We start from the raw sequence: 16,137 nt of genomic DNA on the forward strand, positions 1-16,137 counted from the left end.
TGCCTTAGTTGGTGCAAATCACAAAATTACTGCTTTCAACGATCGCCTAAAAGCTGAAAATATGCGAATGAGCGCCGAACTACACGTTATTCGCAAGATTCAGCAGATGCTACTGCCGAAAGACCGAGAACTCAAGGAATTTATCGGCTTAGATATTGCGGGATTTATGCAAGCTGCTGAGGAAGTAGGCGGCGACTATTACGATGTACTCCAACACAACGGTAGAGTAAAAATCGGCCTTGGGGATGTGACGGGACACGGATTTGAGAGCGGTATTTAATGATTATGGTTCAGACGGCAGTGCCAACTTTGCTAGCCTACAATGAACCAGACTCAGTAAGATTTTTAAGTGCTATTAACAGTGTAATTTACGATAATGTGCAGCGGATGAAATGCGATAAAAACGCCAGCCTTGCCTTGCTAGACTATCAGCAAGGAATGCTGAAGTTGAGCGGCCTGCATGAAGAAATGATTGTCGTGCGGTGTAATATCATGTCCGGTCGATTCCCTCCGCTTCGCTTCGCCCGAAATCAGGTAGGGGGGGTAAACCTGCCAATATCTGCCAATAATTGACAATCTCAAAAACCCGCCCGGTAGGGATATTATGGTCAATCGATCAGACATCATATAACGGTTCTGTCGAGCGGTTTGATACAATCGATTTGGGTTTCCAGATCGGGCTGGATGCAGATATTGCTGAATTTGTTGCTGAAAAAATTGTGCATTTGCATTCAGGAGAGGTGGTTGTGCTGTACACTGACGGGATTACGGAAGCTAAAAATATGGATAAACTGCTTTATGGTTTAGATAGGTTAATTGAGGTAAGAGAGATTAATTGGCAGCGCTCGGCTGCTGAAATCAGGCACGCTGTAATTAAGGACGTGCGATCGCATATCGACGAACAAAAAGTTTTTGACGACATCACATTGCTGGTACTCAAACAAAAATAACTACTTGGATATCCATTCTAAAGTTTAAAATATGTTCACTGGGGTACCTCATCTAAAACTTTAGCTCTTACATTGATATGATTAACATTTTAGGCGATTTCATAGAGCAGCCAGCTAGCCAAGAATACTTAATAATTGGATTTTCTCCGAGTTCAGTTCCTCTCAAGCAGCGGTGGCGAAACAATGGTTTGTCAGCGGATTTTCTGGCTGACTACCTGACGAGTTTTTTTCCGGGAAATCAAGATGATCCCTCGACAATTGAAAGACAAGCTGAAATAAAAAGCGCTGTTAGCTACATTGCTAACGAGTTATTGGAAAATGCCATGAAGTTTAATGATGAAACCTCGGAGTACCCGATCGATATTAAACTGCAATTAGAGAGCGACGGAGTGATTTTCTCAGTTGCTAACAGCATCTCTCCGCAAGCTGTGGACAAGTTTCAGGCTTACATTCAGGAGTTGCTGACCTCGGAGCCAAGCGAACTTTACATTCAGCAGTTGGAAAAAAATGCTGCTGACGACAACTCTACCAATTCTGGATTGGGTTTGTTGACCATGCTCACCGATTATACCGCCAAACTTGGCTGGAAATTCCAGACCGTGCACAAAGACCCGGAAGTAATTGCGGTGACAACTATGGTGCAATTAACAGTATAAGCAACGCTGGCGATCGATAATATCTAAGGGACTTTTTTGTGTGGCTATGGAAATTAATACAGAAGATTACGAGATCTGTTACGATCCAGCAACGGCAACCGTGATTTTTATTGGATCTCTAAGGCTGAGCGGGCCTGCAGAGTACGCGCCGATAGCGCAGTTTCTGACCAAGGTTGCCGACTTGGAACCGACTAAAATTACCCTCAATTTGCAGCAGTTAGAATTTTTGAACAGTTCTGGCATCAATATGCTATCAAAGTTTATTATCGAGATCCGCAAAACAGCCAGGGTGCAAATGGCAGTACAAGGCTCTCAAAGCATAGCTTGGCACGGTAAATCTTTGAGGAATTTCCAGCGCCTGATGCCTGGTTTGCAGTTGGAATTTATATAGAAACACGATTAATTTTAGGGTGCGAGATGTTGAGCAATTTTTTGTTAGTCGAGGCGCAAATTCTCGAGTTATGCTGGAAGAACAACCATCTAGAGAACAGCTACTTTTAGAGATAGAAAGATTGCGCCAGCAAGTGGAAGACTTGAAGGAGGAAAAAGCGGATCTGGAAATCTTGCTGGAAACTACTGCTCAACATTCCGATACGGTTGAAACTGAGTTACGCTCTCGCGCATTCGAGGCCGTGCGCGAAGGCGAAATCAAGCTGGCTCAATTTCTAGAAGCGATTCCCATAGGTGTGCTCGTGCTGGATTCTCAAGGCCAACCTTACTACGTAAATAACGCCGGACACCAGTTACTCGGCCAAGGAGCTTTGCCCTTAAATTCAGTGGAGGATTTGTCAGAAAGTTATCAAATTTATATCGCGGGAACTGAGACTATTTACCCTTTCGAGAATTTGCCGATCGTCCGAGCTTTGAGGGGCGAAAACGCGACGGCTGATGATCTGGAAATTTATCAACCCCACAAGAAAGTTCCCCTAGAGATTTGGGGAACGCCAATTTTTGACGATGGTGGCAACGTTGCTTTTGCGATCGCAGTTTTTCAAGATGTCACGGAACGCAAAGAAGCTGAAGCCGATCGCCATTTATTTATTAAGAAACTATTTGATCTTAACCAAAATCTAGAAAAATCTCTGGATGCCGAATCAGAGTTAACTGATGCCTACGGTAGATTTGTGCCGCACCAATTTCTAAATTTGTTGGGATATGAAAGTATTATAGATGTCCATTTAGGCGACCAAGTGCAGCAGGATATGTCGGTGCTATTTTCGGATATTCGCGACTTCACGACGCTTTCAGAAACTATGACTCCCCAAGAAAATTTTAAATTTATCAATGCTTATCTTTCGCGAATGGAGCCGGCAATTACTAGCAATAACGGGTTTATTGATAAATACATCGGCGATGCAATTATGGCTTTGTTTAGTGACTTTGCAGATGATGCAGTGAAAGCGGGTATTGCAATGCTAAATATCCTGAAAAATTACAACGAATACCGTCAAGAGGTCGGCTACGTCCCGATTCAAATTGGCATTGGCATCAATTCGGGTTCTTTAATGCTGGGGACAGTGGGGGGTACAAGCCGAATGGACAGCACTGTGATTAGCGATGCTGTTAATTTAGCATCTCGCATTGAAGGACTGACCAAAGATTACGGCGTACCTCTGTTAATTTCTCAGCAGACTTTGGAACGGTTGCGAAATCCCACAGATTATGCTATTAGGATTGTGGATAAAGTACAGGTAAAAGGAAAATCTCAATATGTCGTAGTCTATGAGGTATTTGATGCAGATCCGCCGGAAAGTTTGTCGGCAAAGCTAGCAAATTTGTCTGTATATAATGAAGCTATGTTACTGTGCGAGCGGAAGGAATTCCGAGAAGCAGGAAAATTATTTGAAGAGTGTTTGCGAACAAATCCCAGCGATCATGTAGCTCGCATTTACCTGAAACGCTGTCGCGATTGGCGATCGCTCCTTAAAGGAATTTAGTTGATTGTAGATTGTAAATTGTAGATTGTAGATATACTCCACAGATGAATCTGGGAGATTAAAGTTTGGTATAAAAAATTGAGCTGCTTACGACTTCTGGCAGAAAGCAAGTATCCATTTTTGAGCGGAGTTATGAATCAAGATTCATATCAAGTCGGTTGAATTTAAATAATATAACAGTCGCCAAGGCTGTTAGGAAAGATACTAGAGATAGTCCCTCGTCTTAATAGTGTTTACTCCCCTCACGGCCAAACTATACAGTTACAATCTACTACGTCACAAAGTCATCCAAGCCCTGAGAGCTTTCTGGGATGAAAAAAACAGAAGCCTGTCGCGTGTTTAAAATCAGCCACAACATCATCAACAATCAAGCTTTTAGGCACAACCCAGAGACTTTCAAGAAAAGCCGAATCGTCCCCGGTACGACACTGGTTTTTAAGGTGAAACGTTTATATTTTCAAGCTAGTACAACTAAAATATATCTTGAGAGTGATGACTGACCTCTGGAATCTGTCAAAGGTGTAAAATATAAACAGCTTTATAGCCGTGATTTGTGATGCCTCTCAAAATAGAACGGCTGAGGGCGGAACAACCAGCGATCGGTAATTTGGTGCGAGAACTGCGGCAAGCGCTGAAGCTGTCTCAGAAAAAGTTGGCCGATGAATTAGGGATGACCTTTGCCACGATTAATCGTTGGGAAAATGGACACGCTACGCCTTCTGGCTTGGCACTCAAGCAAATTTACATCTTGCTGGATGAGTTAGCTAATTCGCCAGATGCAACGCTTCGCGAATGCAGTAAGGCGCTGCGAGCAAGATATTTTTCGGATAAGGAGTACAAAGGGTGAGTTTAGAGGGAATCAACAGCATTTTCAGAGATATTCGACTACTTCCCTATGGTGTAGCGACACTCTCCGTGGCTCTGGCACTGGGGCTAACCCGATCGCTTTTACCGTGGATCTACCCAACCACGATGCCCCTGTTTTTCATCGCGGTGATGGTGAGTGCCTGGTATGGCAGTTTCGGGGCTGGGTTTCTGGCAACAATTTTATCCACGCTGGCAATCAACTATTTTTTTATTGAGCCGTTCTATTCCTTACACATACTTAATGTAGAGACAATTGTTCGGCTGGGTATGTTTTCGATCGCGGCAGGATTGAGCGCTTCACTCAATCTATCGTGGCGCACTGCTGTAAAAAACGCGAAAGCAGCCTTGCAAACTTTACACGAGGCAAGGTCGCTAGAACAACAGGCCCAGGCTCGGGGCTCCGCAGCACAAACTTCGGCGACTGCGGCAAAAGAACAGTTAGAAACGGTACTTTCTAGCATCAACGATGGGTTTTACATCCTCGATCGCGATTGGCGCTACACCTATGCCAACGATCGCTACTGTGAAATGGTTGGAATGCAGCGGTCAGCGATTCTGGGTCAGAATGTTTGGGAGCTATTTCCGGCGGCAGTTGACACCGACGCTTTCGTGCAGTTTCATCGGGCAATCCGCGAACAAACGCCGCTCCAGTTTGAGAATCTGTACTCCCCTTGGAATGGTTGGCATGACTATCGGATTTACCCTTCGCCCAGTGGACTGACCGTTTTGCTTGCTGACATTACCGATCGCAAGCAGGCGGAAGTCCTCCTGGTCGAGGAGAAACGACTGCTGGAGTCGATCGCCTTCGGGCAGCCGCTAGACGACTGTCTGGCAGCCGTCTGTGACTCAGTATCCAGGCTGAATCCGGGTACCCGCGCCTGCTTCCTGCTAGCCGATGCTCAGCGGATGACGTTTAAGAGCTCCATTACTCCAAACTTTCCACCGTCTTTTGCTGAAGGACTCAAGAATGCTCCGATTAACGATTTGTGCATTGGAACCTGCGGCGAAGCAGTGTATTGCGGTCAGCCCGTGACCTGCGCCGACATTGCCAACGACGATCGCTGGTCGCAAGCATGGCGAAATTTATGCGTGGCTCATGGCATTCTAGCGTGTCATTCTCAGCCCGTGCTCAGGCAGGACAATCTATCTCTGGGGTCGCTGATGCTGTGTTTTAGCGAGGCGCGGATGGCGACGGATTGGGAATATAAACTCGCGGAGTTCGGCACCCAAGTTGCCAGCATCGCGTTGGAGCGCGATCGATCGTTCCAGGCGTTGCGCGAGAGCGAAGAACAGCTCCGACTGGCTTCCGAAGGTGGCAATTTGGGTTTGTGGTATTGGGATATAGAAACTGACACGCTGACTTGCACGGACATAGCCAAAGCGATGTTTGGTTTACCCGTCAATAGCGCAATGTCGGTGCAGGTGTTTTTAGAAGCGGTGCATCACGACGATCGCCCATTCGTTCACACCGTGCTCACTGAGCTAAAAGCGAATCAACCGCATACTGAAATTGAGTATCGGACGCTGTGGGCTTCGGGCACCGTTCGTTGGATTTTGGCAAAGGGCGATTGCGCCTATAACGCTGATGGCATCATAATTTCGACGCGCGGCGTATTAATCGACATTAGCGATCGCAAACAAGCCGAAGAAGCGTTGCGTCAAAGCGAAGAGCAGAGTCGCAACATTCTAGAGAGTATTGATGATGGATTCTTTTCCCTTGATGAGAATTGGCGTTTCACTTACGTGAATCGGTCAGCGGAAATTCTGCTAGACCGCGCTCCGGGCGCTCTGATTGGGAAGAATTTTTGGGAAGAATTCCCAGGGCTCAATGGCAGCGAGTTTGAGCGGGTTCATCGGCGCGTGGCAAACGAGCGCGTGGCTTTTTCAGTCACGGCTTTTTATCCCGATCACGATCGGTGGTATGAGGTTCGCACCTACCCTGCCGCCAACGGGATTACCATTTATTTCCGAAATGTCACCGATCAAAAACTGGCCGAGGAGGTATTGCAACAACGAGAAACAGAACTTCGTTTAGTTACCAATGCCGTGCCTGCCTTAATTTCCTTTGTAGACTCAGGTCAGTGCTATCGCTTCAACAATCGAGCATATGAAGAATGGTTTGGACATCCGGCAGCGGAAATCTATGGCAAGCACCTCCAAGAGGTTTTAGGCGAAACTGGCTATGAAGGGATTCGTCCTTATGTTGAGCAAGTCTTGGCAGGACAGGAAGTGACCTTTGAAAGCCAAATTCCCTACAAAGATGGTGGAACCCGTTATATCAATGCGACCTATGTTCCCCGCTTCAATAGCCAGGGAAAAGTTGAAGGGTTTGTAGCACTGGTCAACGACATCACCGATCGCAAACAAGCCGAAGCCACACTACGGGAGAGTGAGGAACGGTTCCGGCTGATGGCAGATGCTGCCCCTGTGCTGATTTGGATGTCGGGCACCGATAAACTCTGTTATTACTTCAACCTCCCGTGGCTAAACTTTACGGGAAGGACGATCGAGCAAGAAAGGGGCAATGGTTGGACAGAAGGAGTCCACCCCGACGACCTTGATCGGTGTTTAGACACGTATGTGACTGCCTTTGATGCCCGTCAACCGTTCAAGATGGAATATCGCTTGAAACGCTGTGATGGCATATACCGTTGGGTTATGGATGAAGCTGTTCCTCGCTACGGATTGGAAAGTGAGTTCTTGGGCTACATCGGCTCCTGTGTTGATATTGAAGACCACAAGCAAGCTGAGGAAGCCCTGCGCGAGAGTGAATCCCGCCTCCGTCTGATCATTGAAAGCGCCAAAGATTATGCCATCTTCACCATCGACCTTAACGGCATCATTGCCAGTTGGAACTCAGGGGCAGAAAGGTTGTTGGGCTATACCGAGACAGAAGCAATTGGTTGCTCGAGTCGGATGATCTTCACACCCGAAGATAACGAACAAGGACAAGCCGAGTACGAGAGGCAAACGGCTCTACTTCAAGGACGGGCAGAAGACGAACGCTGGCACATCCGCAAAGATGGGAATCGCTTTTGGGCCAGTGGATTGATGATGCCCCTGCTTAACGAAGCGGATTGTCCGCAGGGATTTGTCAAAATAATGCAGGACAAGACCGCACAACGGCAAGCGAGTGAGCGACTGCAATTACTGTATGAAACTACCCGCGATCTGATGCAGACAGAACAGCCTCTGGCTTTGATGGACACGCTATTCCGCAAACTTGCAGTGCAACTCGATCTGCACTCTTACTACAACTTCATGGTCGAAGAAAAAGACAACCGCCCGATGCTGCATTTGAGAAACTATGATGGCATCTCTGAAGAAAGGGCGCAGGCGATCGCATGGATCGAATTAGGGGAATATCTCTGTGGACTGGTTGCCCAAACGCAGCAGCAACTTGTCTTGAATCAAGCCGAACTTTCCACTCATCCGAATGCTAAAGCCGCCTCTGAACTGGGCATCACGGCTTACGTGGGTCAACCGTTAATTGCTCAAGGGCGGTTATTAGGGACGCTCTCATTTGCCAGTCTGACTCGGACGCACTTCACGCCTGCAGAAATCGAGCTGCTGGGCTCTATCTGTGACCAAATCGCGATCGCCCTGGAACGGGCAAACCTGAACGATTCACTGCAGCAGCAAGCGGAACAGCTAAAACAGGCAAATCGGATCAAGGATGAGTTTTTAGCGGTTCTATCCCATGAATTGCGATCGCCCCTCAATCCGATCCTGGGGTGGACAAAGCTGCTGCAAACTGGCAAGCTGGATGCGGCCAAAACTGCACAGGCGTTAGCGACGATCGAACGCAATGCCAAGCTGCAAAGTGAATTGATTGAAGATTTGCTTGATGTCTCGAAAATTCTCCAAGGCAAGCTCAGTCTTAATATTCGTCCAGTCGATTTAGCTTTAACTGTGGAATCGGCGATCGAAACTGTCAATTTGGCTGCTGTTGCCAAATCCATTGATATTCGGACTGTGTTAGATCCTCAGATCGGACAAATTTTGGGGGATTCGGGCCGTTTGCAGCAAGTAGTCTGGAATCTTGTTTCCAATGCGGTCAAATTTACTTCAGCCGGGGGGCGCGTTGAGGTGAATTTGATTCGTGTTGGCAATCAGGCTCAAATTACTGTAACGGATACAGGGATTGGCATCGCACCGGAGTTTTTACCCTACGTGTTTGACTACTTCCGGCAAAAAGATGGCGCTACAACCCGCAAGTTTGGTGGCTTGGGATTGGGGCTGGCGATCGTGCGGCATCTAGTCGAACTGCACGGTGGCACCGTTGGGGCCCAGAGCCAGGGTGAAGGGTTAGGAGCTACCTTTACTGTAAGACTGCCCCTATCAGGGAAGGTAAGAGAAGAAAACTCTTTTGCAAGACTTTCGGAACGATCGACTGCGGATGAACCGTTATCGGGGATGCGGATACTTGTGGTAGATGATGAGCCGGATATGCGAGAGTTGATTTCTTTTTTGCTAGAAGATGCAGGTGCAGAGGTACTGACTATTGCTGTCGCTCAAGAAGCCCTCACAGCGTTGGCTAATTTCCAGCCAGATGTCCTGTTGAGCGACATTGGAATGCCGGGGATGGATGGCTATATGCTGTTGCGACAAGTGCGAGCCATGCCGCCAGAACGGGGTGGGCTGATTCCCGCGATCGCCCTGACTGCCTATGCGGGAGAGTTTAATCAACAGCAAGCTTTGCAAGCTGGATTTAACCGACATCTGGCAAAGCCGATCGAACCGGATCAATTAATTAAGACGATCGTCGCACTTCTTAGCAAGAACACTCATGACCCAGCAAGCTATAAAGATTGAGCCGAAAGAGATCAAACCGCTCAAACATCACCAAGCTTTTAAGTTGCTGTGGCTAGGCAGCGATATTTGTATTAGAGGAGAATCTACAAATAAATCCGGTTTCTAGTCTAACAGTGCGTAAGTCCTGATAATATAATCAATAATTTGGAGTGTCAAAAAAAGACGATGGGAATTAACAAGCACCAGCCTAGAATACGTATAAAACCTTCAGTGATTAAAGCAATAGCTCTGTTCTTTATGTGCTGCTTGTTAACTGCAAGTTGTGGACAAAGAACACGTCCATCGGTCACTGCGAGCGGCGAAAATGCTAATAACCGCGTTACTATTGGCACAACCTTGAAATTACGGACGATCGACCCTGCGGACGGTTACGAAACCTTATCAGGACAATTGCTGCGAAATTTGGGCGACACTCTCTACACTTACAAGTCGGGAACTACAGAGTTAATCCCCCACTTAGCGACAGCAATGCCAAAAGTTAGCCAAGACGGATTGACATATACAATCCCCTTGCGTCAAGGCGTTATTTTTCACGACGACACACCGTTTAACGCCGCCGCAATGGAATTTTCCTTGCAGCGGTTTATCAAAAATGGTGGCAGTCCGGCTATGTTGTTGAGCGATGCAGTAGAATCGGTAAAAGCCACGGGCGAATACGAATTAACTTTTCAACTCAAAAAGCCTTTTTCTGCTTTTCCTTCCCTGTTGACATTTTCCGGTATGTGTGCTGTTTCTCCGAAAGCATACGAGATTGGACAGGGTAAATTTAAACCCGATACGTTTGTGGGAACTGGACGTTACAAGCTGGCGAAGTACGGCAGCGATTCTGTCAAGTTTGACGTGTTTGACAAGTATTGGGGGGAAAAGCCGGTTAATCAAGGAATTGACATTTTGCTGCTTTCTAGTTCGTCAAATTTGTTCAATACTTTTCAGACTGGTGCAGTTGATGTGGCTTATTTGTCTATGGATGCAGACCAAGTTCAAAGCTTGGACGAGGGAGCAAAAAAAGGGAAATGGCAGGAAATCGCGGGGGAAAGCAGTACGGTTAATTACATAACGCTGAATACCAAGTCTAAACCGCTGGACAAGTTAGAAGTCAGACAGGCTATCGCAGCAGTGATGGATCGCCCGGTGATTAACGAGCGCGTACTGCGGGGACAAGCACAACCGCTTTACAGTCTGATTCCCACAAACTTCGACGTTCAAAAACCGGTTTTTAAAGAACTCTACGGTGATGCCAACACGACAAAGGCTAAGGAACTTTTAACGAAAGCGGGGTACTCGGCCACCAATCCTTTCGTTCTGCCAATTTGGTATGCTTCATCTTCCACAAAACGAGCTTTAGTGGTGAGTATGATGGAGGCGCAAGCTAAACTCAAAATGGACGGGATAATGAAGGTAGAAATTAACAGCGTGGAATCTCCGACTTTGTTTCAAAACATAGAGAAGGGAATTTATCCTGCGGTTTTAGTGGATTGGTCTGCGGACTTTTTTGACGCTGACAATTACATTCACCCGTTTTTAGATTGTGCGACAGGTTCCGAGGCTGAGGGCTGCTCCAAAGGTCAAAGTCAAGGTCAGGGTTCGTTTTATTATAGCGATCGGGTAAATCAACTGATCGACAAGGAGCGCAAAGAAACAAACCCTGAAACCCGCAAAGCCCTATTTGGCGAAATTCAAGACATACTGGGTCAAGATGTACCTTTCATCCCTCTTTGGCAAGATAAGGACTATACGTTTGCTCAGAACAGCATTACCGGCGTCCGTCTCGAACCGACGCAATCTTTTCCTTTTTGGTTCCTGAAAAAGCAATAATTCTTTACAAGAATTTCCAGGAGGTGAAACGTCAATAATTATTGCATATTATGTACACAATAGGGTGATGATTGTCACAGTTTATCAAAGAGACTGATCACCCAACCCTCTTTAATAATGTGCGATATTATTAAAGAGAGATATTGCTAAGGGTGGGTATATGAAACTTGGAATTTTAACAACAACAGGGCTGCTGATTGCGATCGGTTGTGCCTCGGGAGTAAAGGCAGAAAACGTATCGCACGTCAAGCAATTATTAGAAACTAAAAAATGTAGCCAATGTGACTTGACAGGAGCGCAGCTTGCTGGTACTGATTTGACTGGCGCAGATTTGAGCGGTGCGAACCTGAGCGGTGCGAACCTGAACGGTGCAAATTTGAACGAAGCCAAACTGAATGAAGCAAATCTGAAACAAGCTAAATTGCAAGGTGCAAGTTTAATTGCGGCTAAAATGCACGGGGCTAATTTGGAGAGTGCTGATTTGAGCCGCGCTAATCTGAGTTTGGCGGGTTTAGTGATTGCGAGTTTGAAAAATACCAACCTCACCAGTGCTAATTTAATCGGCGCTAATTTAGAAAGCGCCAATTTGGCGGGTGCAAACCTGAGAAATGCTCGCCAGTCTGTAGCGAATTTAGCTAATGTCAGCCTCAAAGGTGGCAGTTTGTCGGAAATAGACGTACAGGGAGTCAACTTGCGGGATGCAAATTTGACTAATGCAAATTTGAACGGTGCAAATTTGAACGGTTCGGACTTGACAGGTGCTAATTTAAAGAATGCCAATATGGCAAATGTAGATTTGAAAAACGCTTCTTTGCCGTAGGATGATCGCCAATTGCTATATCAAATTCTGGTGCTTAACAAAGTTAGTATAATAAGGTAGGGGCAATTATGAAATTGCCCCTAAATTTTTAATTGTAAGACTTATCTTGTTTCCGGTCGCTGCGTAGCGTAGATGATTGTTCGGTGTGCGAAGCTTTTCCTTAGCGTCTGCGATTGTTTCATATTTGGATCTAGGATCAATCTGCCTCGTGAGCATCTTGGGCGAAGCGGATAATGTCATCATCGCCGAGGTATTCACCATTTTGGATTTCAATCATCACCAGGGGAATAACGCCTGGATTTTCTACGCGGTGAGCAGTATTCATGGGAACGTAGGTTGACTGTTTCTGCATGAGAATCGTCTCTTTGTCGTCGCAGATAACTTTAGCGGTACCGGAGACGACAACCCAGTGCTCGCTGCGGTGATAGTGCATTTGGGTGCTGATGTGATGCCCCGGTTTGACTTCAATGCGATTGATCTTATAACGATCGCCCGCGTCTATAACTGTAACTTTACCCCAAAACCGGGTTTGTGTGCGATCGTCAATTTTTTCGATTGTGTCCACTGTTTCCACCATCCTGTTTATCTCGCCAACGGTGTCTGTCAAAATATCTGTAGTTCAAAGTATAGCAGGGATTGGCTAAGTGCGTAAGTGCGATCGATTTAAAAATTACTGAATTAGTCGCCATTCACGAGCATCCACAAATTGAGACAAATGCCCCACATTTGTTGTAGCAATTACCACCTCATTGCCTTCACTTGCCTCCAATATTGCTTGAGCCGCCAAAATCACATCCCCGTCAAGTGCATTGGCTTCTGCGGTTGGTCTTCCTCTCATTCTCGCGTCAGCCCACAACTGAGCGGCCAAAAGCATTACTTCTGTAGTCAAAGGACGGTAGGGGATTTGCGATTTAAGTTCATCAAGTCGTCTAATACCTGTCGCCTTACCTGCACGAATTAATTCACGCCTCACCTCATAGTCAGCAATTTCAGGGAGCATTACAATGTAACCTTTCTGTGGCAAAGATTGCAGCCAAAGTTTGCCCTCTTGATATAAAGGAGAGGTGGCTTTGGGATTTGTAACAATTCCTAAAGGCCCAGAATCTAACAACACTATTCTGCTCATGGAATGCTCTTATATATGCACGGGGTTTTCTTCTAGTGCCTTGCGGAGAACTTCAGCGGTTTCTGTTTGCTCCTGTTCATCTCCATCGTCAACCCAAGACTGTAGCAATTTGCTCAGAGCTTCGTGCTGCTGTACGGGATCGATGGTCTTAATTTCGTCTGTAGCTTTTATAGAAGTATCGGGGGTTTCTGGCTTCATTGTTACTGTGGAGCGAAATAGCCGAATCATCTGAAGTAAGTTTGGCCAATATTCTCTCGGAGTTTGCTGAATCTCCCGCAAAAAATCTACAATTTCTTCACCTCTGCGAGTTTCTGGCGCTGAAGTTGCTGTCGCTTGGCTTTCGCTAATTAAAGCTTGCTCAGGCATAATCACTTTTCTCCTTTCTCAGATTTATATGAAATTCGATAGACTTACGAAAAGGGGATGGGGGCGGGTCGATCAATATCCTGGATGTGAATTAGAGATGCAGGCGTGAACCCCTACTCCTATTATAAACAAAAGGCGGGCGATCGCCCGCCACACTTTTTACTTGCTCAATACACCATCGGGAATGCCCAAAATATCCTCAATGCGAGGCATATCTTCCAAAGCAATCACTCTGCCTTCATCCTCAAAACCAGCAATTTGATCGAAATTCAAATACCGATACAAATCACCAGCAAAAGGATCGATTCTCTTCGACACAATGTCATTGTATTCTTGGACTGTAGGAATGCGACCTAACAGCGAACAAACGGCAGCCAATTCCGCCGAACCGAGATAAACTTGCGCGTCTTTGCCCATGCGGTTGTTAAAGTTGCGAGTAGAAGTTGAAAACACCGTTGTCGCATCTTTAACCCGCGCTTGATTGCCCATACACAGACTGCAACCGGGCATTTCTGTACGCGCTCCAGCGGCTCCAAAAATGCTGTAATAACCTTCTTCTTTGAGTTGCTGTTCGTCCATGCGAGTTGGCGGACAAATCCACAGGCGAGTTTTGACTTCTCCTGCACCTTCCAACACCTTTGCAGTGGCGCGATAGTGACCGATATTTGTCATGCAAGAACCGACAAATACTTCGTCAACCCGATCGCCCGCAACCTCACTCAACAACTTAACATTATCCGGGTCATTCGGAGCAGCCACAATTGGCTCTTTAATCTCGTTCAGATCGATTTCGATGATTTCGACATATTCCGCGTCAGCATCAGCCTCTAACAGCACCGGATTAGCCAGCCATTCCTCCATCTTCGCCACCCGGCGCATCATCGTCCGTGCATCTTGATAGCCCCGCGCCACCATGTTTTTCAGCAGCGCGACATTGGAGCGAATGTACTCAGAAACAGTCTCCACGCTCAATTTAATCGTGCATCCGGCGCAAGAACGCTCGGCCGTCGCATCGGTCAATTCAAAAGCCTGCTCAACCTTCAAATCGGGCAAACCTTCAATCTCCATAATCCGCCCAGAAAAGATGTTTTTCTTATTCTGTTTCGAGACTGTCAGCAAACCTTTTTGAATTGCTACATAGGGAATTGCATTCACAACATCCCGCAGCGTTACTCCCGGCTGCAATTCACCTTTAAACCGCACTAATACCGATTCCGGCATATCCAAAGGCATGACGCCCAAAGCCGCAGCAAATGCCACCAATCCCGAACCAGCAGGAAAGGAAATTCCCAAAGGAAAACGAGTGTGAGAATCGCCGCCGGTTCCCACTGTATCCGGCAATAACATTCGATTCAGCCAGGAGTGAATAATACCGTCTCCGGGGCGCAAAGCTATGCCGGCGCGCTCTGCCATGAAATCGGGCAATTCATGGTGAGTTTTGACATCAACTGGTTTGGGATAAGCGGCCGTGTGGCAGAAACTTTGAATTACCAAATCAGCGCTAAATCCCAAACAAGCAAGTTCTTTTAATTCGTCCCGAGTCATCGGCCCGGTAGTATCTTGCGAGCCGACTGTTGTCATGACTGGTTCGCAAGATGTACCGGGACGAACGCCGGACAAACCGCAAGCTTTGCCTACCATTTTTTGTGCTAAAGTGAAGCCTTTGCCGGTATCTACTGGGATTGTAGGGCGGGTAAAAATAGTGCTAGGTTCTAGCCCCAAAGCTGCGCGGGTTTTGTCGGTTAAAGTTCGTCCAATTAATAGCGGAATTCGGCCACCTGCGCGAACTTCGTCTAGAATTGTGTCGGGTTTGAGAGTGAATGTGGAGATGATTTCTCCGGCTTCGTTGGTGATTTCGCCTTTGTAGGGATGGATGGTAATTACCATTCCTGTTTCCATTTTGGAGACATCACATTCGATCGGCAAAGCGCCGGAATCTTCAGCGGTATTGAAGAAAATCGGGGCGATCGCACTTCCTAAAATATAACCGCCGCTGCGCTTGTTCGGCACAAACGGAATATCATTGCCAATGTGCCAGAGTACGGAATTAATCGCCGATTTCCGTGACGAACCGGTACCGACAACATCACCAACATAGGCTACGGGATGACCTTTTTGCTTCAAATCTGCAATGGTTTGCAAAGCCCCAGGCATCTTACTTTCGAGCATCGCCAAAGCGTGTAGGGGAATGTCCGGCCGCGTGGTAGCATGAGGTGCAGGCGATAAGTCGTCAGTATTGGTTTCTCCAGGAACTTTGAAGACTGTAACGGTAATCACTTCTGGCAACACAGGACGACCTGTAAACCACTCGGCATCCGCCCAAGAATCGACTACCTGCTTGGCGTAGGGATTACTATCAGACAAAGCTATAACGTCGTGGAAAGCGTCGAATACTAACAACGTTTTGCTCAGTGCCCGGGCGGCGGTGGCGGGAATGGCAATTTCGGCAGTAGGATTGAGCAAATCGATTAAAGATTGGACGTTGTAACCGCCCATCATTGTACCCAGCAGGTAAACTGCCCATTTGGGAGCAATTAGAGGGCTGTGGATTTCGCCTTTAGCAATGCCGGTTAAAAAACCAGCTTTGACGTAGGCGGCGCTGTCTACTCCGGGTGGGACGCGATCGCGCAATAATTCTATTAAGGTTTCTTCTTCTTGTGCCGGCGGATTTTTCAGCAGTTCACACAGTTCCGACGTTTGCTGGGCGTCTAGCGGCAGCGGTGGAATTCCCAAAGCGGCTCGTTCGGCAGCAGTGCGGCGGTAAGATTCAAGCATTTCTCCTCTC

11 protein-coding genes and 1 pseudogene are annotated in these 16,137 nt (G+C 46.9%); 8 read left to right on the forward strand and 4 right to left on the reverse strand.

Translation table 11 applies throughout. From position 1 onward, the window contains the following. Positions 1 to 4: 4 nt before the first annotated feature. The 8 genes and pseudogenes from QUB44_RS31155 to QUB44_RS12115 all read left to right on the forward strand — a co-directional run. Positions 5 to 950: pseudogene (locus QUB44_RS31155) on the forward strand (PP2C family protein-serine/threonine phosphatase); the annotation flags it as partial. Positions 951 to 1,027: 77 nt separating this feature from the next. After that, a complete protein-coding gene (locus QUB44_RS12085) occupies positions 1,028 to 1,606 on the forward strand; it encodes a DUF6272 family protein (RefSeq protein ID WP_333367254.1) in 579 nt (192 codons plus the stop codon). A gap of 46 nt (positions 1,607 to 1,652) precedes the next feature. Beyond that, positions 1,653 to 1,997 carry a slr1659 superfamily regulator gene (locus tag QUB44_RS12090; protein ID WP_333367257.1) on the forward strand — a complete coding sequence of 115 codons (345 nt, stop codon included), beginning with the start codon at positions 1,653 to 1,655 and terminating at the stop codon, positions 1,995 to 1,997. A 70-nt stretch (positions 1,998 to 2,067) separates the two neighbouring features. After that, the gene (locus QUB44_RS12095) at positions 2,068 to 3,543 is read left to right on the forward strand and encodes an adenylate/guanylate cyclase domain-containing protein (protein ID WP_333367260.1); all 1,476 of its coding nucleotides are present in this window, start codon (positions 2,068 to 2,070) and stop codon (positions 3,541 to 3,543) included. Positions 3,544 to 4,099: 556 nt separating this feature from the next. Next, a complete protein-coding gene (locus QUB44_RS12100; protein WP_333367264.1) occupies positions 4,100 to 4,390 on the forward strand; it encodes a helix-turn-helix transcriptional regulator in 291 nt (96 codons plus the stop codon). Then, the gene (locus tag QUB44_RS12105; RefSeq protein ID WP_333367267.1) at positions 4,387 to 9,225 is read left to right on the forward strand and encodes a PAS domain S-box protein; all 4,839 of its coding nucleotides are present in this window, start codon (positions 4,387 to 4,389) and stop codon (positions 9,223 to 9,225) included. The genes QUB44_RS12100 and QUB44_RS12105 overlap by 4 nt, the downstream gene beginning before the upstream one ends. 165 nt (positions 9,226 to 9,390) lie before the next feature. Then, positions 9,391 to 11,040, forward strand: coding sequence for an ABC transporter substrate-binding protein (locus QUB44_RS12110; RefSeq protein WP_333165732.1), 1,650 nt, complete (start codon positions 9,391 to 9,393; stop codon positions 11,038 to 11,040). A gap of 160 nt (positions 11,041 to 11,200) precedes the next feature. Then, positions 11,201 to 11,860 (forward strand): pentapeptide repeat-containing protein, encoded by a 660-nt coding sequence (locus QUB44_RS12115; protein ID WP_333367270.1) that lies wholly within the window; start codon positions 11,201 to 11,203, stop codon positions 11,858 to 11,860. 196 nt (positions 11,861 to 12,056) lie between these two features. Here the strand turns inward: QUB44_RS12115 and QUB44_RS12120 are convergent, their stop codons facing one another. From QUB44_RS12120 to acnB, 4 genes are all read right to left on the reverse strand, one after another. After that, the gene (locus QUB44_RS12120) at positions 12,057 to 12,437 is read right to left on the reverse strand and encodes a cupin domain-containing protein (protein ID WP_445299894.1); all 381 of its coding nucleotides are present in this window, start codon (positions 12,435 to 12,437) and stop codon (positions 12,057 to 12,059) included. 93 nt (positions 12,438 to 12,530) lie between these two features. Beyond that, positions 12,531 to 12,986 (reverse strand): nucleic acid-binding protein, encoded by a 456-nt coding sequence (locus QUB44_RS12125; protein ID WP_333367272.1) that lies wholly within the window; start codon positions 12,984 to 12,986, stop codon positions 12,531 to 12,533. Positions 12,987 to 12,995: 9 nt separating this feature from the next. Then, the gene (locus tag QUB44_RS12130) at positions 12,996 to 13,352 is read right to left on the reverse strand and encodes a hypothetical protein (protein ID WP_333367275.1); all 357 of its coding nucleotides are present in this window, start codon (positions 13,350 to 13,352) and stop codon (positions 12,996 to 12,998) included. Positions 13,353 to 13,511: 159 nt separating this feature from the next. Then, on the reverse strand, positions 13,512 to 16,127 hold the full coding sequence (acnB, locus tag QUB44_RS12135) for a bifunctional aconitate hydratase 2/2-methylisocitrate dehydratase (protein WP_333367278.1): 2,616 nt from the start codon (positions 16,125 to 16,127) through the stop codon (positions 13,512 to 13,514). Positions 16,128 to 16,137: the final 10 nt, after the last annotated feature.

Origin of the sequence: Microcoleus sp. AT3-D2 (assembly GCF_036705715.1) — a bacterium.
Taxonomy (GTDB): Bacteria; Cyanobacteriota; Cyanobacteriia; order Cyanobacteriales; family Microcoleaceae; genus Microcoleus.

Coding starts and splice junctions, on each gene's coding strand:
- QUB44_RS12110 (WP_333165732.1), top strand. CDS start 9,391: ATGGGAATTAACAAGCACCAGCCTAGAATACGTATAAAACCTTCAGTG.
- acnB (WP_333367278.1), bottom strand. CDS start 16,127: ATGCTTGAATCTTACCGCCGCACTGCTGCCGAACGAGCCGCTTTGGGA.
- QUB44_RS12120 (WP_445299894.1), bottom strand. CDS start 12,437: ATGGTGGAAACAGTGGACACAATCGAAAAAATTGACGATCGCACACAA.
- QUB44_RS12100 (WP_333367264.1), top strand. CDS start 4,100: ATGCCTCTCAAAATAGAACGGCTGAGGGCGGAACAACCAGCGATCGGT.
- QUB44_RS12085 (WP_333367254.1), top strand. CDS start 1,028: ATGATTAACATTTTAGGCGATTTCATAGAGCAGCCAGCTAGCCAAGAA.
- QUB44_RS12095 (WP_333367260.1), top strand. CDS start 2,068: ATGCTGGAAGAACAACCATCTAGAGAACAGCTACTTTTAGAGATAGAA.
- QUB44_RS12090 (WP_333367257.1), top strand. CDS start 1,653: ATGGAAATTAATACAGAAGATTACGAGATCTGTTACGATCCAGCAACG.
- QUB44_RS12115 (WP_333367270.1), top strand. CDS start 11,201: ATGAAACTTGGAATTTTAACAACAACAGGGCTGCTGATTGCGATCGGT.
- QUB44_RS12125 (WP_333367272.1), bottom strand. CDS start 12,986: ATGAGCAGAATAGTGTTGTTAGATTCTGGGCCTTTAGGAATTGTTACA.
- QUB44_RS12130 (WP_333367275.1), bottom strand. CDS start 13,352: ATGCCTGAGCAAGCTTTAATTAGCGAAAGCCAAGCGACAGCAACTTCA.